Below are 20,296 nucleotides of genomic sequence, written 5' to 3' on the forward strand. Positions count from 1 at the left end.
TAACTGCTAACTGCTAACTGCTAACTGCTAACTGCTAACTGCTAACTGCTAACTGCTAACTGCTAACTGCTAACTGCTAACTGCTAACTGCTAACTGCTAACTCTCCTGCGATCCATCCCCCACATTAGCTTGTTGCGAAGCGTTTCAAAATAGTCCTGCCCGGGTAAATGAATGAGATTAAAGGTAAGATCTGATTTCAAAATTTCGATACTAAAGGGGAATGACTCAATCTCGTGTACCTGTCCGTCATAAGAAAACAGTACTTCATTTTCTTGTTTCTCGATGGTCACTTTTAAGGGATGATTGGAATTTAACACCAGTGGCCGTGTAGTAAGGGTGTGCGGATTAATGGGCGTTACTAAAAAAACTTCCGTGCCCGGAGCAACAATGGGCCCGCCAGAAGCAAGACTGTAGGCCGTAGAGCCAGTTGGTGAAGCTACAATCAATCCATCTGCCCAATAGGTATTAATAAGACTTCCGTCATATTCGGCACTGACATTTACCATTGAAATAGAATCTTTTCGAGTGAATAGGAACTCATTTAAGGCATGAAAGGTAGTACCGTCTTCGGTGGTGGCTTTCAAAAAAGAGCGTTTGTCGAGCACAAAGTCGTTTTTAAGGAGACATTCCAACGCTCGTTCCAAATCTTCAATTTGGGTGTTTGCCATAAAACCAAGTCGTCCGCTGTTCACCCCTAAAATGGGCTTGCCAATATCTTTAGAAATCCGTGCAGTGTATAAGATGGTTCCGTCTCCGCCAACAACAAAAATATAGTCACAAGCAGCTATGGATTCTTCATCGGTACCAGTTTTCTGAACTGCTGAACTCTCAGGAAGCTCCGTTTCTTTACAGGTTCCTGTGGTTATGAATAGAGAGATGTTTTTTTGTTCCGCCCATTTAATGGTTTTTTCAAGTACTTCCCGAACTTCATACTTCTTTGGATTGGCTATAATTCCCAATTTCATTAATTGACCTCGTTTAATTCAATGGATGATACATCAAGATTCCATGGAGCTGCCTCAATTTTAATACCTGAAACAGAGTTATGATGAAGAATATACAACGGTGCTCTCCAAGATAAAATTGGTCTTGCATTTGAATATGGTCGGGTGCTAAAAGCTGTGATATTATTTATGGCATAGGTCGGGCTCATACTAAAAGTATAGCCTAAGCTATTGGCTACCGGACCAAGATTATTTAATAGATACATTTCGAAAGGATGCTCAGTTTGAGTAGATATAAGTTGAACACTGTCTGTTTCATTGACTGTTAAAGAGTCGGGGATGTAGGTGCTTATAGAACCCAAAGCCGGACTACTTAGTAAATCATCGGAATTTAAAGATTTAAGCAGGTGATATGCCTGTTGTCTTTGATTTGAGTCCCTGTTGTAGTAAAGGTTATAATAAGAATAAACGGAGGGGGATTGCAGCGCGTAATTTTTATAGATGCTTGATTGTAATGTTCCTGTAGAATCCGCTACGGTTGTAAGGATAGATGGGCTAAGTTCAATAAGTGCATGCAGATTAGTGCTGGCAAATTCCTGGAATAAATCTCGCTCAGATAAACCAGAAATAACATCTAAGCGATTAATACTGGGTTTTTGTCCGAAATAATCTTCATTGACTGTTAATAGGTGGCTGTTGTTCTCATGTTGAATAAATCGAAACACTCCACTTCCGGCTGCCTGTTGAATGGTAGCTCTTGATGAGGGGACGTTTTCACGCGGGTATACTGATGCCCTTGGATGAGCAAGACGGGTTAAAAAATTTCCGGATGGCCGTTTTAGAATAAAACTAATTGTAGAATCATTACGAACCCGAATACCCTCGATAGAATTTATAACTCTAAGTTCTGGGTTCTTCACATACTCGTTTTCATTTTGATACGCATTAAACCCTCTGATATCATTGAAATAACGAGAGGCGAAACCGGGAACATTGGCTTGTGCCATACGTTCAAAAATATACTTCACATCCGATGCAACCACTTTCCGTCCTGTATTACCTTCAAAAACAGGAGAATCATGGAAAAAAGCATCCGATCTTAAATGAAAAGTATATTGTGTAGAGTTATTACTTACGGTCCACCTTTTAGCTAATGCAGGGCCGATGTTTCCGTCCAAATGTAGTTTCACCAGTCGGTCATAAACCAGGTTCAATATCCTGAATTCACTGTTTGAGGTAGCAAAAAGGGGATCAAGTGATTCAATTTTAGCAATTTCGCCCAGCTTAATATGAATAAATTCTTCATCTTCTGAGGTTTCTGTTTCAGCGGATATAGAATCTGTTGGACTAAATAAATTAGAATTATCGGCGTTGACGGTGACTGTTTCAGGTCCTTTACCACATGAAATCATTATCACCATCGAGAATAAAAGTAGCAGTACATTTTTCATAGGACACGTCCTTCTTTAATAAAGGTAAAATTATCAGGCCTGAAATAATTCCATGTCAGCAAATACCTAACTCTTGGAACCTTTTAGCCCCTTTATTCCCTGTACAGCTTTTTCACTCAAAAGGTTGGTTTCATAACTACGGATTCTGCCATTTTTCTGCCGATGTCGCTTCAACCCAATATCAACCAACTCTTCGAGCAATGCATCAAAAGATAATCCCGATTCTTCCCACAGGTAAAAAGAAAAAGAGCCCGGGATGGTATTAATTTCATTAAAATAGACTTCTTCTGTGTTTGCATTTACAAGGAAGTCGAGCCGTGCCAGTCCTGCCGCATCTAAAGCTGAAAATGTTTTAACTGCGAGTTTCTGAATTTTCTTGGTGAGATCATCAGAAATATCAGCTGGAATAACCCGGTCGGCCGAGGCCATTCCTTTGTCACCACCTTCACCACTCTGGTATTTATCCTCAAATGAAAGCGTTTCAGTTTGTCCCAATGGTTTTTCGCAAACACTGGCCCGGCAGTCATCCGGAGTTCCAATCACCGAGCAATTGATTTCCATGAGGGGATTTACGGCTTCTTCAATAAGTAAGTGGGCATCATAACGAAAAGCAGTTTCGACAGCGTCTATGAGTTCTTCCCTGTTGTCAGCAATGGCTACTCCTATGCTGCTCCCCAAAGAAACAGGCTTTACAATCAGCGGATATTCATATTCTTCAGCCACAGTGATGATGTCATCCTGTTCTTTTTCCCAATCACTTTCATAAAAATTCACGGCTTTTGTAACGGGAATTCCGTTTGAGGTAGCAATCGTCTTGGCTTTTACTTTATCCATACCCAACGAAGAACCTAAAACCCCACTGCCAGAATAAGGAATATTCATCATTTCACACACGCCCTGAAACGACCCGTTTTCTCCTTCACTTCCATGGAATGCACACAGAACGGCATAGACGGATTGACTTTTGGGTTTGGAGAAAAAGCCGCCGCCATCTTGTTCTTTCAGAAAAGTTTTCCCGGTATCGTCTTTTACAAAAGCACAGGAAGTGCAATCGGCCTCAAGCTGTGATAAGTTTTTATAGTTGCTTAAATCCAGCAATTTTTCTCCGGTTAGCCACCGTCCGGATTTGGTGATGTAAAGAGGAATGCAATTGTAGTTACTTTCTTCGAGCGCACTTATAGCTTGAATAGCCGTTAAAACGGATACTTCGTGTTCGGGAGACATCCCCCCAAAGGCGACAATGAGATTTTTTTGTGACATAAACGGATTTTCTGTTTCTGCGAAAATAGTATTGTTTACGGATAATTGTTAAGAAGAGATAAAAGAAATCAGAACTTAATATTTGATACCCTCTGAGTTCTGAATTCCAGCTTCTATTTTCTTTTATTATAGTAAACTTGAACTTGTTCCGTATTGGGATATTTTCAATACTTGCCGTCCTATTCAATCGTCAAAATATAAGCTCATGAGTAAGGTAATCACATCTGTTAACCAATTAGATTTTTCACTTTCCGATCTTGAGGATATGCCGGCTCCCGGTAAGGTGTTGCTGGTTAAACCGACCTACTTTTCTGTAGAATATGTGATCAATCCCCATATGGAAGGAAATATCGGGGATGTTGACAAACTTCAGGCCCAAAATGAATGGGAACACTTGAAAAGTGCCTACGAAGAATTGGGGTTATATGTACATGTGCAGGAGGGCAAGCGAGGATACCCTGATATGGTTTTCTGTGCCAATCAAAGCTTGCCGAATATCACCAAAGAAGGGAAAAAAGAGGTGATCATGGGGGTAATGCATTCCGACCAACGTAAAGGGGAAGTGCCCTACATACAAGAAGTCTATGAAAAAAGTAGCTACGATATTGTCCATTTGGATAAGGATCGTTTTAGTGATTTTGAGGGAATGGGGGATGCCCTCTGGCACTTCGAGAAGAGATTAATTTGGGGCGGATATGGTTACCGCTCTTCCAAAGAAGTGTATGATGTGATCTCAGATACTTTTGATACTCCCGTAATCGCATTGGAACTTATTGACGAGCGATTTTACCATCTTGATACCTGCCTTTGCATACTGGATTCGGAAACAGCACTCATTTACCCAAAAGCGTTTACGGATGAAGGACTGGAACTCATCAGGACGATCTTTAAAAATGTGATTGAAGCGTCAAAGTATGAGGCTGAAAAACTGTTTGCCTGCAATGCCACTTGTCCCGATGGCAAAAATGTATTCATTCAGCAGGGCTGCGTGGATGTAAATCATAAACTGAAAGATGCCGGCTTTAAAGTCCACGAATTCAGTACCTACGAATTCCTCAAAAGCGGCGGCTCTGTTTTCTGTATGAAGATGTTGCTGTGGTAGTGTTGTAATTTTGAATGTTACGGATGACCATAATAAAAAAATTGATGTAGTTGGGAGATTCTGAATAATGCACGAGTTGGCAAGCCGTGGAATGTCGCAAATGGGCTGACAACTTAGAAAGGTTATAGTGTTTTGAAATTTGGTTAAAAGGACAAACCAAGCAACGTTATTTGATCAGTTGCATTTTGATTTCTTTTGTGAATACTTCTCCGGATGTCCCCGTGGCATTCATTTTCGCGATATAGACTCCACTGGCTAAATTTTCTGCATCAAAGGAGATCTTATGAAATCCGGCTTTTTTATAGGTATGTACCAACTCTGACACTACCTGTCCCATGATGTTATAGACCCTAATAGAAACCTCTGAGTCTTCTGGTAAATTAAATCTTATTTCAGTAGTGGGATTGAAAGGGTTGGGATAATTATTTTGCAGTGCAAACTGTTCGGGCAGATCAACCTCCGGCTTTTCAAGTCTCTTGAGGGGAGCCATTCCATTGGTTCCCACACGATTTGAAGGATAGGACTCTAAGTCATTATCAACGACGGTTACATAGTAGCAAACTAAAATATCTTCCTGAGGGTCAATAAATACTGAATAATCGGTCCAATTCGTATTTGAAATGGACCATGAGGAATAAAAATCATCCAGATCCCCACAACTTGAAGCTCCGGTTTCTGCATCCCGGTAAATATTATAAGAATCGGCCCCGCTTACTGCATTCCAATCGATTTGAGGGTGTGTTCCTGAAATATCAATTGTTATACTTGGGGAATCGGGCAAACTCCCGACTCCTTTATCAGCAAATGCATATCCAATTTCATCCATATAATTGCCAAATAATAAACTTTGATCCGCGGCAATCATAGCATCCCTGAACTCCAAAAAATCAGAAGAAGAACTCATTCTGAACAATGCATCAAAGACTATCTCATCGGTATCAGATGAGCCTATTTCATCGCGAATATCCCATAATATGGACGAAAAAAATTCCCCACCAGCATGTTTACCAACAATCAAATCCCCGCTCCCATCTGCAACCTCAGTATAATGGGTTTTATCAGGATTTTTCATATCTCTAGAAAATGAGACCCCTTCTATCTCTGTTTCAGAATATTCACCAATTAATGAACGGCCAGTAAATGAACCTGAAAAGTAATCAGACAATCCTTCACTAATGGCCCCTTGTTCATCATCAAAATAACTTAGTCCTTCCCCTACAATATAGCTGGTCACTGCATGGGTATATTCGTGATATACCACTTTATCTTCTCGGGTGAAGGGAAAAGACATTTCTATATAAAAACCGGGCCAGTCAAATCTAGCTTCAGAACCGGCACCATTCTCAGCAACGCCACCTAATACTCTTCCATCAATTTTTTCAAATAGATTATTATCTACATCAAGTCCTTCAATATAATCTCTTCTAAAAGTATCTATATGGTAATACATACTTACTCCATCAAAATTCGTTACCGTATATGCATCATCGTAATGGAACTCTAACGAAGAACTGTAGGCATCGGGATCCTCTGTATTTTCTATATCAACATATTCTCCATTCAAATATCCACTACCATCTAATCCGGGTAAATCTTCTATGGTGGTGTTTAGCGTTCTAAGAGGGTGTTCTTTATAAACGGTTCCTTCTCCGGTTGCAATTGGTACTCCCGATGTATTATTCTTATTCTTGGAATTAGTCATCATGTTCATAGGACTATTACTCGAATCAGTATTTGCAAAGTTATACTGATTAAAACGATGGGCTTTTTTTATAATTTTTCCATCCTTCGCATCAACGATATACTTCCACGGATTAAAAGCATTAAGCACAACTTCATATGCCAGTGTTACGGTACTATCGGTAAAAGGATAAATCAACAATTTAGTTTTTGAGTCAAATGTATCTTGTTCACTTAACCCTAAATCATTTCTAACGATGTCATTTGCTTTGGTATTTGAAATCGAGGGAGTGGCTGATATTGAAACACCAGGGTAATAATGACCATTTGCCATATCTACCCTTCCTGACTCTCGTATATGCACTTTATACTCTGCCTTATATACCGGGAGCTGCTTGTAATATTGCTGAAATGTTACATGATGAACCCTCTGTGGGTTAACGTTTTTACGTGTCGTAAATCTGTTAACCCTTCCTTCATCGAAAATAAAGACCGATATTCAGTTAAAAACTGGCGAGCTATTGATTCGGGAGTTCCCCTGTAGCCCTTGGTTAGTCCACCAACAATAGTTCGCGGTACGTCTTTGCCCTCACTCCATCTTATGTTCCATTCAATTCCCTCCTTTGCTTCAAATGAATTCCATTCAGTTTCACGGTTATTCGTGTTTCCATCTTGAGCATATAAGTTATAGGCTCCAATTAAAATGGCAAGGATTGTTACTAAGAATATGGTACTATAGTTGATACGCATTGTAACCCCCTATTTTCGATTTTAAAATTGTAAATTTTACTTATGCTAAGAATTGGCCTCTACCTCATAATGCCAATCAATATCGTCCACGGTTGCATCAAGTTCAGTTAACCGGAAGTTTTGAATATGCCTCCAGTTCAGGTTGTATAAGTCAAAAACAAGTTCCCCGGTCTCCAAATCATAGCTTACTATAAACAGACTTTCTCCTTCTGGATACCAAAGCACCTCCTTCAGGTAGCCCACTTTTATATCTCTGGCAATGGTCTCCCGTTTACCTGTATCAATATTAATAAGAATTACATCTTTTAAATCTGTTTGATGGTTGTGGCGCAAGAAAAGAACTTCATTCTCCCTGATCCATTCAAACCATTCGTAGTCTTCCCCTAAAGTGGTCAGCCGGAAACTTTCTCCTTTACCACTCGCATTAGCCAGATACAAATCTTCCCGCCAGTGGTCTTCCTCCTCATCCTGGTATGCTCTTCCGGAAGAATACACAAGATATGCCCCATCCGGACTCCATGAGGGATACCATCCCCCACTTATGTATTTGAGTGAATCACTTTCCAAGTCATATACGGAAACAAAGCCACAACCCGGAAAGCCCAGACATCGATTAAAAGCAATCATGTTTCCATCTGGACCCCAAGAAGAGTGCGCACCTGTAATTTCATCATCTGGGTATGGACTACTCATTCCCATGGGACCTTTTCCACTGCCTTCCTCATTCATTAGGTAAACACACGGATCTCCAGAACATTCAATTAGATCCGTTGAGTATGCAATTCGGTTGCCATCCGGGCTCCAGGCAGGATACCCCGATGCACGGCGATTATCAGTCAGCCGGATTAGCTCGCTGCCATCTATGTTCATGGTGAAGATTTGCCGCTGCTCCGTCGCTGAGTCTTCCATGGAAAATACCAGTTTTCCGCCAACCGGGGGCGGATCTTCAAGCGGGGTTTCCTCTGAGTCATTTTCCCCTAACAGGGTACAAGCCCCAAAAACAATCATGAGCGTGACAAAACTAATTCTTTTAAAGACCTTTATTGTTTTCATATCCCTTACTTTAATTCTCTTCGTTATTCTATATAAACCATTAAAAAATTGCAAATTAGAAAATGGTTTTTGTTTTTCTTCAGAGCAAGGCTGCTGGATGGCTGATATGAGTAAAAGGGTATTTGCTTCGAAGTTAGAGGGGGAGCCTAAGGTAGGGTGTCCGGCCCTAAATGGAGATTAAACTAAGAGAAGTTGCCCTTAAAGTATACAAATTCAGCACCTATGAATTCCTCAAAAGCGGCGGCTCTGTTTTTTGTATGAAGATGTTACTCTGGTAGTGTTGTAATTTTGAATGTTAAGTGTTAAATGTGGGGTGTTCATTTAACACTTAACATTTTGCATTTAAAATTTCCCCCATGAACTATGTAAAGTCGGGAATATCTTTTCTCATCCTTATTACCCTAATAATCTCCCTCAACACCAAATTCGGAGCCGTTCCGCCGTTGGGAAAGTTTTTTGATCCGGATGCAGGTTTCTGGGCGAATGCTGTAACGTCAGAATCAGAATCTCTGTCGTTGGAAATTCCGGGACTACAGAATGAAGTCACCGTCTATTTTGATGACCGGAATGTGCCTCACATCTTTGCTCAGAATGAACACGACCTTTTTATGGCGCAAGGTTATATCGTAGCTCGCGACCGCCTTTTTCAAATGGAAATGCAAACCTATGATGCCGCCGGTCGATTGGCTGAAATTGTGGGCCCTCAGGCTATACCAAGAGATTTAAACACGCGCCGGATGGGAATGGCTTACGGTGCAGAAAAAGCAATGGAAGCCATCTCGGAAGACCCTGAGATAAAAGGTATTTTGGGGGCATACTCACAAGGGGTAAATGCTTTGATCAATGAACTTTCTCCGGCAGATTATCCCGTAGAGTATAAAATTTTGGATATGTCACCGGAGCAGTGGGAGCCTAAAAAAACGGCCTATTTATTGAAGAATATGACCCGAACGCTGGCCGGTCGACATAATGATGTCCGTACCAGTAACACCCTGCAATATTTTGGGGATGATTTCATCGAGAAATATTTTACCCAAAAGCCGGAACTCAATGATCCCATCATTCCTCCATCGAGGGAATGGAATTTTGAAGCTGATATTCCGGAAAAGCCGGATTCATTGTTTGTACCTTCCGTTTCTAAGGTGATTGATCCGTTTCCGCATCCGGAAGGAATTGGCAGTAACAACTGGGTAGTCAGTGGTGAGAAAACAGCGTCGGGCTATCCCATTCTGGCCAATGATCCTCACCTTGGGCTTACCCTTCCTTCTATTTGGTATGAGATGCAATTGTCAGCGCCGGGATACAATTCCTATGGCGTGACTCTGCAAGGTTCACCCGCAATCATCATTGGCTTTAATGAGCAGACCGCTTGGGGGACTACAAATGTTGGCTCTGATGTGATGGATTGGTATGAAATTCAATTCCGCGATGAAAGTCAGCAGGAATACTTTCACGATGGCGAATGGAAGCCAACGACGCAGCGGGTGGAGGAAATTAAAGTCCGGGGAGAAGAGACCGTGTTGGATACGGTCATATATACTCATCACGGGCCGGTGTTTGAAGTGGAAACGGCAACAGGAGAAGGAGAGCCGGTGTACCATGCGCTGAAATGGATTGCCCACGAAGCTTCTAATGACCTCCGTACGTTCTATGGTTTTAATAAGATGGAGAACCTGGAAGATTATAAAGAAGCAGTTAGCAATTATACCGCGCCGGCTCAAAATTTTGTATTTGCGGATACGGGCGGTAATATTGCTTTGTGGATATCAGGTAAACTCCCGAAAAAGTGGGAGCATCAGGGACGAACGGTAAGCGATGGGACTGACCCAACTTATGACTGGCAAGGCTGGATTCCGACCGATCAAAATCCTCATATTATAAATTCTGAACGGGGGTTTGTGAGCTCAGCCAACCAAGAATCGGTTGCCCCCGATTATCCCTATTACCTGGATGATGATTTTGCTCCCTATGAACGGGGCCGGCGTATTAATGATCTGCTGGAAGAAATGGAGAATATCACCCCACAAGATATGCAGAATATGCAGATGGATAACTTTGCCTACAACGCTTCCAACATCATTCCTGAAATGGTAGCATGGACTGATACGGAAAATCTATCTGATACAGAAATGGAGGTTTTGGAGATGATGCGAAACTGGGATTTCATGATGGAAGCCGAACTCATTCAGCCTACAGTATATCAGAACTGGTTCAATCAATTTTATTACGATGTGTTCAATGATGAGTTTAGTTCGTTAGCGGCAGAGCTGAGATATCCATCCCGAGATATTTTTGTGGAAGTGATTAAAAGAGAACCGGACATGATGTTTCTTGACAATATTAATACTCCGGAAGAGGAAGCATTGGAAGAAATAGTGACAGCAAGTTATAAAGAAATTATAAGCAGATTGGCAGATGCCTATGGTGATGACCATGAAAATTGGAAATGGGGATATTTAATAGATAACGATGTGGATCATATTGCCAATATTCCCGGGTTTGGAGCACAAAACCTATTCAGCAGTGGTGCGGCCGAGGCGATCAATGCTACTCGTGGAACACATGGCCCTTCATGGAGAATGGTGGTAGAGTTAGGCCCTGAAGTTAAAGGTTGGGGTGTATATCCCGGCGGACAATCTGGAAATCCAGGCTCACCCATTTACGATGATATGGTAGAAGACTGGAGAACCGGACAGCTATTTGAACTAAACTTTATGCGGGATGAACCAACTGACTACTTATATAAAATCGAAATGAAGAGTGAGGGGTGACAACTTCTTGAAGCTTTTAATCGAGCTCAGGAAAAGAGAATAATTGGTACCCTGCTCCGTAGGAGCAATATGTTGTTACAAGGGTAATGATGAGATAATTGCCTATATCATTCGCTCCGACGCAGAGCATCAGGAGCGAGTCAGTGAAGAGGTTCACCGTTGAACGTCGGATGTCCTTTGTTCAATATCCCCTTCGTTCTTCATTCCCAAAAACTTATCGATAGCTAAAAGAGCAGGAGATGAAATGAAGATAATCAACAACGTAGCAGCGTGTGAAATAGTGGCATAGGCAAGTCCAGTGGCCTCAGGAACACCATAAAAAATGAAAAGCGCTTTAGTAATAAAGAGGTGATAGGAACCAATTCCCCCCGGCGTTGGAATAGAAATGCCGACCGCGCTGACAACCGTTAAAACGATAGCCTCGGTAATGCCAAGATTAAATTCTGTCTGCATGTCAAACATCCAGAATCCGGCATACGTCATAAAAATGTAGAGCACCCAGATCAAGCCGGAATGAAAGATGAAAAGTGGCCAGTTTTTGAGTTCGCGAATAGCTAAAACCCCATCCACAAAAGTTCTTATGATCTTTTGAATTTTGGTTACGATTTCAAAGATCTTCCCTTCAGTTTTCTCTGCAGCAAGTTTGAATAACCAGTACAGTAGTCCAATTCCAGAGAGTCCAATAATCCCAAAAATTCCCAGGGTTAAAAGTAGGTCAATTTGTGTGTCCGTATTGGTGATATCAATCCCAAACAAACGTGAAAGCACTTGCGGATCAGCGATCAGGAAAACAACAACAAAAGCCATCAAAAGTAACATTCCAATTAGGTCTACTACGCGCTCCAATACAATAGTACCGATGATCTTGGAATTACTTTCTCCTACTTGTCGGGCCACATATACCGGTCTTGCTACTTCGCCTACACGGGGCAGAGGAATATTAACGAGATAGCCAAACATCACGCCGGTATAAAGTGTGATTTTAGAAGGTGTTTTTTCTTTGTTGGTGAACAGCATTTCCCAGCGGAGGGCGCGAATATAGTGTGCAAAAAGAGTAGCTGCAGTAAAAGGAGTCAACCACCACCAGGTCATTCCCCGGGCCGATTCCATAACTTCCGAAAATTCAATTCCTCGGAAAGCAAGCCAAAGGAATAATATCCCAAGCAGTACACTACCAGTAATTTTTAAAACCTTTTTCCGGTCCATTCGCTAATGGTTCTTGTATTGATTATAAAGGATTGTGTTGTAATGATATTGAAGAATAACAAATAACCATTAACCAGATTAATAACGCATATCCACAATTTCGGCATCCTCTGGGTAGTCGAGTTCAAATAATCCGGATTCAGGATTGAGGAAGCGCCCGTTGTTGAATGTAGTTACAATTTCATTATCTGAAATATCCCAGGCAGTAATACGCTGTGGGCGAAGCTGGTTATCTAATACAATTTCAACGAGCGTGAATACGGAAAAATCATCATTTGAAGTGAGCGTGATGATAGTGCGCGAATCTTCTCTTTGTTCGGAAACCGAATAGGTTGAATCGATACCACTTAGCATTCGTGAGGGAGCAAAATCGTCATCTTCAGGATTGTAAGTGTCAATGATGACCCGGTTTCTGTTAGCATCATAAACGCGGGAGGTTTCTCCATCAACTACAATAGTTTGTCCTTCACTTTGTAGTTTATATCGATTTTCATCAATCCAGATATTACCGGAGCTGCTGGTAGATTCTTCGGTATAAGAATCAGTATAAATATGGTCGAAGTCAGCTGCAAAAACCTCCCCGGAATCAAAGCGTTGTTTAAGCTGATCGAAAGAAGAAGTTTGGGCGAACAGATTAGGTGTGAGAAATAAAAATCCTAAAACGAAAAATATACCTTTGCCAAACATTTTGGAGGCAAAGCTTCCGATATGCATTCCGAACGAGACGTTCGGAACGAGGGCTCTCAGAGAAAACTGTTCACTGTTCACTGCTAACTGCAAACTGTCACCCCTCATACTCGTCCAGATTGTCCAGAAGTTCCTGTAATTCATCTTCGTCATCAATAAGCACATCTCGTGCCGTACTGCCCTGATATGGTCCAACAATGCCTGCATTAAATAATTGATCTATGATTCGCCCGGCGCGATTATAACCGATTTTCAGTTTACGCTGCAACAATGAAACCGATCCCTGCTGATGCAAAATCACCAGCTTGGCTGCGGCCTCAAAGTATTCGTCTATATCATCTAACGGATCAGGAATGTCTGTGGTATCATCTTTTATAATAGGCAGATGAAACGGTTGTTTGTAGCCGGCTTGTCTTCCAATAAATTCATTTATTTTTTCAACTTCTTCCGTAGAAACGAACGCATTTTGAATACGCGTTAATCCCGTTCCATTGTTGAAAAGCATATCGCCCATTCCAATCAGTTGGTCGGCACCGCCTTGATCTAAGATAGTGCGAGAATCTACTTTAGAAGCTACCTGATAGGCAATTCGTGCGGGGAAATTTGCTTTGATGGTACCTGTAATTACGTTTACTGAAGGGCGTTGGGTAGCTACCACCAGGTGAATCCCAATGGCGCGAGCCAGCTGAGCAAGTCGGGCAATGGGTTCTTCAATTTGTTTTCCGGCGGTCATCATCAAGTCGGCAAGTTCATCAATAATCACAACGATGTAGGGCAGATGCCGGTGTCCTAATTCATCGTCCAGTTCACCGGTTTTATATTTTTCGTTGTACGATTTGATATCCCGAACCATAGCCATTTTGAGCAGATCGTAGCGCTCGTCCATTTCTTTGCACAAGCTTTCCAGTGTTTCCTGAGCTTTGGAAGTATCTGTGATGATGGGTTCGTCAGAATCCGGCAGCATAGCCAAAAAATGGTTCTGAATATTGCGATACAGTGAAAGTTCAATCTTTTTAGGATCAATCATCACAAACTTCAGATTATCCGGATGGCATTTGTAAAGGAGGCAGGTAATGATGGTATTAATTCCCACCGATTTACCGGAACCGGTTGCACCCGCAATCAACAAGTGGGGCATTTTGGTGAGGTCGATCATAAACACCTCATTCTCAATCGTTTTACCAAATGCGATAGGCAGGGTGAAATTGGTTTCTACAAATTTCTTGGTATTGATAACCTGTTTGATAAAAACCGTCTCTCGCGTGCTGTTTGGAACCTCGATTCCAACAGCTGATTTTCCCGGAATGGGTGCGAGCATTCGTAATCCTTTAGAGGCCGTAGCCATCTTCAGGTCATTGGAATAGCTTTCAATCTTGGAGATTTTGACATCCGGAGCCGGCTCCAATTCATACAATGTGACTGTAGGCCCAACGATCGCATTTATCCCAACGATTTCAATTTTATGACGCTTTAACTTATCTAGGATGATGCGCTTGTTTTCCTTGATCTCATCCAAATCAACTTCATTCCCTTCATTAGGCGGGGGGTCAAGTAAATCAACTTTTGGGAATTTATATTTGATAACTGGTTTTTCTTCTTTGGCTTTTTCCCGGTTTTTTTTCTCTAAATCTTTTTCGTCCGCTTCTTCTTCGCCTTTACCTACAAAAACCGAGACTTCAATATCATCCTCATCGTCATCAATCTCTTCTTCTTTCTCAAGAGAGGCTCTTTGCCGAGTATCGAGCGTATTAACCTGCTCTTTTTCCTGCTCTCGTTTTTTCTGATCTTCTTCTTCCGATTTTTCTACAATTTCATCGATTGAAGCCACAGGTTTAACAGGTTCTTTTTCATCTTCAGGCTCTGTAGTTTCTTTTTTCTTTACATCTTTGTCTTCGGATGTTTCTTCTTTTTGAGCTTCTTTCTCGGCACGTTTTTGTGCGAGTCTTTCTTCTCGTTCTTTGGCTTTTTCCTCCTTGCGTAACTGTCGGGCTGCGCGACGTTCTTCCAGTTTCTCCTGTACACTCTCTATCCATAACTTCACATTATCGATCGTTTTTTGAAGATCCCTGTCTACGAGCATGAGTATGGTTACCAACATCAATACCGAAAGGATGATGATGGAACCAATGTTGGTGATATTGTACATCACCTGTGCAATAGCAATTCCGGCAGCCCCGCTCCATATGGAGTCATCAGGAAATCCGGCGTTGGAGCTTAGCCATCCAATAAAAGTGGAAAGCAAAACCATGCCCCAAATGGCTAAAACTGTCAGCCATCCCAGTTCCCTAAAATCACGACGTCTAAAAGTGTGCCAGCCATGATAGCCTACAATGAGGGCCAAGATGATACTCATGTAACCAAAAAGGCTGTGAACCAGGTAATGAGATATGTATGCGCCAACCGGGCCCAGCCAATTTTGGACAAGGCGTGAATTGGCATCAGGGTTGAAAAGATCTAAAAAAGAGATGCTGCGTGCATATTGGTAATCTTCTGGTGTATAGGAGAGAATACTGAGCCCCAATAACACAGCAATTGACAGTATAATTATGCCAATGATCTCTTTCTTGCGGTCAGGATCTAAGCCCGCTTTTCCGGTAGATGTATTTGATTTATTTTTAGCCATTCAGGTTTGTCAGAATTCCATCCCGCATTCCGGGAAGTACATCAAATTCATTTACTTTACAACAAAATTTAATATCGTCATTTGGAACCAGTTCAGCCAATCTTTTTGCATGATCACTTTTTCTGATGGCTCCCACTAAATCATCCCCAAATTTTTCGTAAAGACCAAATGCGACTTTTGCCCCATCTGTAGCCGAATCCGGAAGCTTGCCATCAGAAAGAGCATGCAGTACTGAACCGGCAAAAAGGGTGTCTTCAATAGAAAGTCTTCCCCGCCAGCCGGAGCAAATTAATACAACCTGATCATCATGTTCATCCAGGATATTTAAAATACTTTGCTGATTGAGGAAGCTGCCGATATAAACTTCGCTGGCAAGAGCTGCCTTTTTAATAGCTTTGGTACCATTGGTTGTATTGAAGATTAGGGTCTTTTCCTCAACAGCTTCCGGAGTATATTCGGCGGGTGAATTTCCCAAGTGGTAGCCTTCAATCTTAGAACCATTTTTTTCTCCACAAAGCAGGTAGTCTTTTTGATCCATGGTAGAGGCGATTTTCATGGCATCGCTCATATCTGCAACGGGAATAATTTTTTTAGCACCACTGCTTATTGCCGTGGTGATAGAGGAGGAGGCTCGCAAAACATCGATAATAACAGCAGATTTACCACGCAACTCCTCTTCCTGAAAAGCCTGTACCGAAAAGAAAACATCTATGTAATTTAATGCTGGCATATACTCTTAATTGATTTATTTCTTAATGAATGGAGGTTTTTTGACAGTGGCATCCGCGGTTCTATTTCGGATCACAATTTGAATACTTGTGCCTTCCTCGGCGTATTCTTTTTCCACAAAACCCATTCCTATACCTTTATTTAAGGTGATGGACATTGTACCGCTCGTTACCTCACCAATTTTGGAACTTTCACTATTCTGAATTTCATATCCCTGTCTCGGGATGTTGCGTTTTCCTTCCACGGTAAATCCAACAAGCTTTCTGTTTAATCCCTCTTCTTTTTTCTGCTGAAGGGTTGCCTTGCCGATAAAATCATCTTTATCAAATTTGGTAATCCAGCCAAGCCTGGCTTCCAGTGGGTGGGTGTTTTTAGTGATGTCGTTTCCGTACAATGCAAAACCCATTTCGAGTCGCAGAGTATCACGGGCTCCCAAACCACACGGTTCGATATTAAATTCTTCACCTGCTTCCATAATGGCATTCCAAACAGCTTCAGGATCTACGTGATTCTTATCAAAATAAAGCTCAAACCCTTTTTCGCCGGTATATCCTGTTGCTGAAAACACAACGTTTTCCATTCCGGCCAGACTTCCTAATTTATACGAATAAAAGTCAATCTCACTTAAGTTAAGGTCTGTGAGTTTCTGAAGAGTTTCTACCGATTTAGGCCCCTGAACAGCCAATAAACAAGTATCATCAGATTGGTCTTTGACTTCAGCATCAAAAGAATTGTTATCCAAAATCCAATTCAAATCTTTGTCGATGTTAGAAGCATTTACAACGGCGATATATCCCATATCATCGAATAATTTATAGATGATCAGGTCATCTACAATGCCACCGTCATCATAGCACATGCACGTATATTGTGCTTTGCCTTCAACCAACTTTGAAACGTCGTTTACCGTAACCATCTGCAACAAGTCGAGCGCTTCCGGGCCGTGGATGTAAAATTCACCCATGTGTGAGACATCAAAAATACCAACAGCTTCACGAACGGTTGCATGTTCCGATTTAATCCCTTCATATTGAACAGGCATTTCAAAACCCGCAAAATCTACCAGCTTGGCACCGGCTTTTTCATGAATGTCGTAAAATGGCGTTTTCTTTGGCATGTAAGAAGTTAGATCTGTGTTTAATAATGAAATTAGGAGCTGCTTTACATCCCGAAATTTCTACCTCAGCAGGACTAAAGGTAAGGGTTTGTTAATCAAAAATCGGTTAAACATAGGTATTTCTTGGGAATGTTTTATATGTATGCGAATATGTCGCAAATTGATCTTTCGTCCATCGCAAATCATACTATACAGAATAGCAAATGACCGAGCGACCGATTTAATATTGAGAAGGCTCCTCCTGAGGGGAGGTCAACTCAAAAAAGCTTTCCTTTTTTGAGTTTCGCGGGGTGTTCTCGCCAAGGTGTGATATGATTTTATTCCTTAAACTCGTTTCCAACATTCCTTTATGGGAATTCAGGCCCGGACCTCTTAGCCCAAAATGTATACCATCAATGGGTACTATTTCTCACATTTAACCAACTTGTTCATTTTGGCTTGATCCAAAACGAACCAAAAAATCAAGGCTGCGAAAAAAGAGCTAAAGTTGACTTCGTTTCACTAAAATAAATCAATGCTCCTTCGCGAGGGTTGATTACATCTTATTTAATCAGCGGTATGATTTATTTTTTTAACGTTCCACTCCGTCATCTTCTGAACGCTCTTTTTTCTAAGGCCAGAGGAAATTCGATCCCAAAGGAGAGAATGTGAAAATCAGTTGTTGTAGCATATATAAACTAGTTGTAGCATATATAAACTAAAAGACTCAACATCTGCGACTATTCGCCCAATCCGTGTCATCTGCGTTCAATAATTTTTGTTTTTGCGAGGCAAATGGTGCACGCTTCGACTTTCATTATTTGGTAATTCCCACTTGGTTCTTGGAATTTATTCTCCACAAGAATCATTATCTTTACTGCCCGAAATTGAAAGTATGACCGTTCATCAACATTAGGTTCAAAATAAATTCATGTCAATTAACAAAGAACAGGTTAAATCAGCACTCAGCCAAATTTTACATCCTTCCGAGCAGCGTGATCTTATTTCACTCGATATGGTCCAGGATGTGATCGTTCAGGATAAATATGTGTCTTTCACGCTCGAATTTCCTGAGAAGGATGAAAACCTGGAAAATCAGCTTCGTGATAAGTGCGAAGAAGCCATCCAAAAATTCATTGATAAAGAAGCGATTGTAGATATTCAGATGGCTGTGAATCTCTCCAAAAAACGAGAGATGGAAGAATCTAAGCCGGGGCAACAACAAGAAAGTCAGCAACAAGAAATTCTGCCCGGCGTGAAGAATATAGTTGCAGTAGCTTCCGGTAAAGGTGGAGTAGGTAAATCTACCGTGGCTGTGAATATCGCTGCCGCTCTTGCCAAAAAAGGCCATAAAGTTGGATTGATGGATACCGATATTTACGGTCCAAGTATTCCAACTATGTTCAATATTCACGACCGACCCAACATCACCACACAAAAGAAACTGGTGCCGCATGAGAAATTTGGCATCAAGCTGGTTTCTATGGGCTTTTTGGTGGATGTGGATCAAGCCATGGTATGGCGTGGACCGATGGCAACCAGTGCAGTTAAGCAGTTTATGACCGATGTGGAATGGGGTGAGTTGGATTACCTGATATTGGATCTGCCTCCCGGAACCGGCGATATTCAGCTTACCATTGTACAAACGGTTCCATTAACGGGAGCAGTGATTGTATCAACGCCACAAACCGTGGCACTTGATGATGCCCGCAAAGGCGTAGCCATGTTTGGCAAAGTGAATGTGCCTGTCTTAGGAATGGTGGAAAATATGGCCTATTTCACTCCGCCTGATATGCCGGATAAGAAATACTATATATTTGGAAAAGGCGGAGCGGCACACCTGGCACAGGAAATGAATATTCCTGTGCTTGCGGAAGTCCCGTTGCAGCAATCTTTACGTGAAGGCGGCGATTCTGGAAAACCGATTGTATTGGAGGATAGTGAATCTCCTGCTGCAACGGCACTCATGCAAGCCACCGGCAATATGGAACAACAGCTGGCCATTCGAAATAAAGAACAAGGGCCGACGAAGAAGGTGGATATTAAATTTCGGCCGTAGTCGAAATAAATTCCAAGTACCAAGTGTCAAATTCCAAAATTTTGGCACTTGGATTTTGGAGATTGGTACTTTCTCACATCACTCACTTAGTCGTAAATAGATATCATCTACCTCCTCGACCTTATAGGTACCTTCGTCTTCGCCATCAGCGGTATTCGTTTAGCAGCACGTACTGATATGGATATTTTTGGAGCATCCGTGGTGGGATTTGTTACAGCGATTGGTGGTGGAACCGTTCGCGACTTGCTGCTCAACAACCACCCCATAACCTGGATGGCCGATATAACCTATCCCTTGGTGATATTAGCTGCCGTTCCCTTTACCTTTGTGATGGGCAAAAGACTCAACAACTTCAGTAAAACGCTTTTCATTTTTGATACCATTGGAATTGCCCTATTTACCATTATCGGGATGGAAAAAGCACTTTCATTAGGTCTGAGTCCCTTCATTGCGGGGTTGATGGGAATGATCACAGCCGTGGTTGGTGGAGTAACCCGGGATGTTTTATGTCGTGAGATCCCACTTATTTTCAGGTTTTCGATTTAACAAATTTTGATAGAGAATTTTACGGAGGTGAGAAAATCAATAATTTTAAATTACCAGAAAAAGAAGTCTCTCCGAGAACTAGTATCTCTGAAATAAAAAGTCTTACAGAAGGAACAAGTGCATTTGCTCAAATATTTCTGACTGAGAAATATTTAATACAACACATGCAAATAATGACTAAAGAGTGGTTCGATACAAGTGAGTATTCAGCAAAAAAAATGGATTAATATTTTATAAGCGTAATAATCATGAGTTAGTTCAAGAAATTACTCTTGAAGGGAAAGTTCCTTTAGCAGTATACAATAACCAAGTTTATATGGTAGAAAATTTTAATCCAG

Annotated in this window: 15 protein-coding genes; 4 read left to right on the forward strand and 11 right to left on the reverse strand. The window is 41.5% G+C overall.

Annotated features, from left to right (window positions below):
* Positions 1-90: 90 nt before the first annotated feature.
* From RI561_RS08390 to RI561_RS08400, 3 genes are all read right to left on the reverse strand, one after another.
* Positions 91-966, reverse strand: coding sequence for an NAD(+)/NADH kinase (locus RI561_RS08390; RefSeq protein WP_395079784.1), 876 nt, complete (start codon positions 964-966; stop codon positions 91-93).
* Positions 966-2,396 carry an ABC transporter substrate-binding protein gene (locus tag RI561_RS08395; protein ID WP_395079785.1) on the reverse strand — a complete coding sequence of 477 codons (1,431 nt, stop codon included), beginning with the start codon at positions 2,394-2,396 and terminating at the stop codon, positions 966-968. Before RI561_RS08395 ends, RI561_RS08390 begins: the two co-directional genes overlap by 1 nt.
* Before the next feature lie 66 nt (positions 2,397-2,462).
* Positions 2,463-3,656 (reverse strand): D-alanine--D-alanine ligase family protein, encoded by a 1,194-nt coding sequence (locus tag RI561_RS08400; RefSeq protein ID WP_395079786.1) that lies wholly within the window; start codon positions 3,654-3,656, stop codon positions 2,463-2,465.
* Positions 3,657-3,861: 205 nt separating this feature from the next.
* Between RI561_RS08400 and RI561_RS08405 the strand changes: the two genes are divergently transcribed.
* Complete coding sequence (locus RI561_RS08405; RefSeq protein ID WP_395079787.1) at positions 3,862-4,758, forward strand: dimethylarginine dimethylaminohydrolase family protein; 897 nt, start codon at positions 3,862-3,864, stop codon at positions 4,756-4,758.
* 166 nt (positions 4,759-4,924) lie between these two features.
* Here RI561_RS08405 and RI561_RS08410 read toward each other — a convergent pair whose 3' ends face one another.
* From RI561_RS08410 to RI561_RS08420, 3 genes are read right to left on the reverse strand one after another with little or no spacing between them, the layout of a single operon-like run.
* A complete protein-coding gene (locus RI561_RS08410; RefSeq protein ID WP_395079788.1) occupies positions 4,925-6,802 on the reverse strand; it encodes a M36 family metallopeptidase in 1,878 nt (625 codons plus the stop codon).
* A gap of 50 nt (positions 6,803-6,852) precedes the next feature.
* Positions 6,853-7,188, reverse strand: a complete 336-nt coding sequence (locus RI561_RS08415; protein WP_395079789.1) for a hypothetical protein — start codon at positions 7,186-7,188, stop codon at positions 6,853-6,855.
* A gap of 45 nt (positions 7,189-7,233) precedes the next feature.
* The gene (locus RI561_RS08420; RefSeq protein ID WP_395079790.1) at positions 7,234-8,241 is read right to left on the reverse strand and encodes a TolB family protein; all 1,008 of its coding nucleotides are present in this window, start codon (positions 8,239-8,241) and stop codon (positions 7,234-7,236) included.
* Positions 8,242-8,597: 356 nt separating this feature from the next.
* Here RI561_RS08420 and RI561_RS08425 point away from each other — a divergent pair, with 356 nt between their 5' ends.
* A complete protein-coding gene (locus RI561_RS08425) occupies positions 8,598-11,012 on the forward strand; it encodes a penicillin acylase family protein (RefSeq protein WP_395079791.1) in 2,415 nt (804 codons plus the stop codon).
* A gap of 153 nt (positions 11,013-11,165) precedes the next feature.
* Here the strand turns inward: RI561_RS08425 and RI561_RS08430 are convergent, their stop codons facing one another.
* The 5 genes from RI561_RS08430 to gcvT form a co-directional block, all read right to left on the reverse strand.
* On the reverse strand, positions 11,166-12,218 hold the full coding sequence (locus RI561_RS08430) for a lysylphosphatidylglycerol synthase transmembrane domain-containing protein (RefSeq protein ID WP_395079792.1): 1,053 nt from the start codon (positions 12,216-12,218) through the stop codon (positions 11,166-11,168).
* Positions 12,219-12,296: 78 nt separating this feature from the next.
* Positions 12,297-12,932, reverse strand: coding sequence for an outer membrane lipoprotein carrier protein LolA (locus RI561_RS08435; protein ID WP_395079793.1), 636 nt, complete (start codon positions 12,930-12,932; stop codon positions 12,297-12,299).
* Positions 12,933-13,002: 70 nt separating this feature from the next.
* Positions 13,003-15,528, reverse strand: a complete 2,526-nt coding sequence (locus tag RI561_RS08440) for a DNA translocase FtsK 4TM domain-containing protein (protein ID WP_395079794.1) — start codon at positions 15,526-15,528, stop codon at positions 13,003-13,005.
* Positions 15,521-16,258, reverse strand: coding sequence for a 2-phosphosulfolactate phosphatase (locus RI561_RS08445; protein WP_395079795.1), 738 nt, complete (start codon positions 16,256-16,258; stop codon positions 15,521-15,523). Before RI561_RS08445 ends, RI561_RS08440 begins: the two co-directional genes overlap by 8 nt.
* A 15-nt stretch (positions 16,259-16,273) precedes the next feature.
* Complete coding sequence (gene gcvT, locus RI561_RS08450; protein WP_395079796.1) at positions 16,274-17,374, reverse strand: glycine cleavage system aminomethyltransferase GcvT; 1,101 nt, start codon at positions 17,372-17,374, stop codon at positions 16,274-16,276.
* Positions 17,375-18,284: 910 nt separating this feature from the next.
* Between gcvT and RI561_RS08455 the strand changes: the two genes are divergently transcribed.
* Both RI561_RS08455 and RI561_RS08460 read left to right on the forward strand, forming a co-directional pair.
* A complete protein-coding gene (locus RI561_RS08455; RefSeq protein WP_395079797.1) occupies positions 18,285-19,412 on the forward strand; it encodes a P-loop NTPase in 1,128 nt (375 codons plus the stop codon).
* A gap of 123 nt (positions 19,413-19,535) precedes the next feature.
* Positions 19,536-19,958, forward strand: coding sequence for a trimeric intracellular cation channel family protein (locus tag RI561_RS08460; RefSeq protein WP_395079826.1), 423 nt, complete (start codon positions 19,536-19,538; stop codon positions 19,956-19,958).
* The last annotated feature ends 338 nt before the right edge of the window (positions 19,959-20,296 follow it).

This window comes from Gracilimonas sp. (assembly GCF_031581265.1).
Lineage (GTDB): Bacteria > Bacteroidota > Rhodothermia > Balneolales > Balneolaceae > Gracilimonas.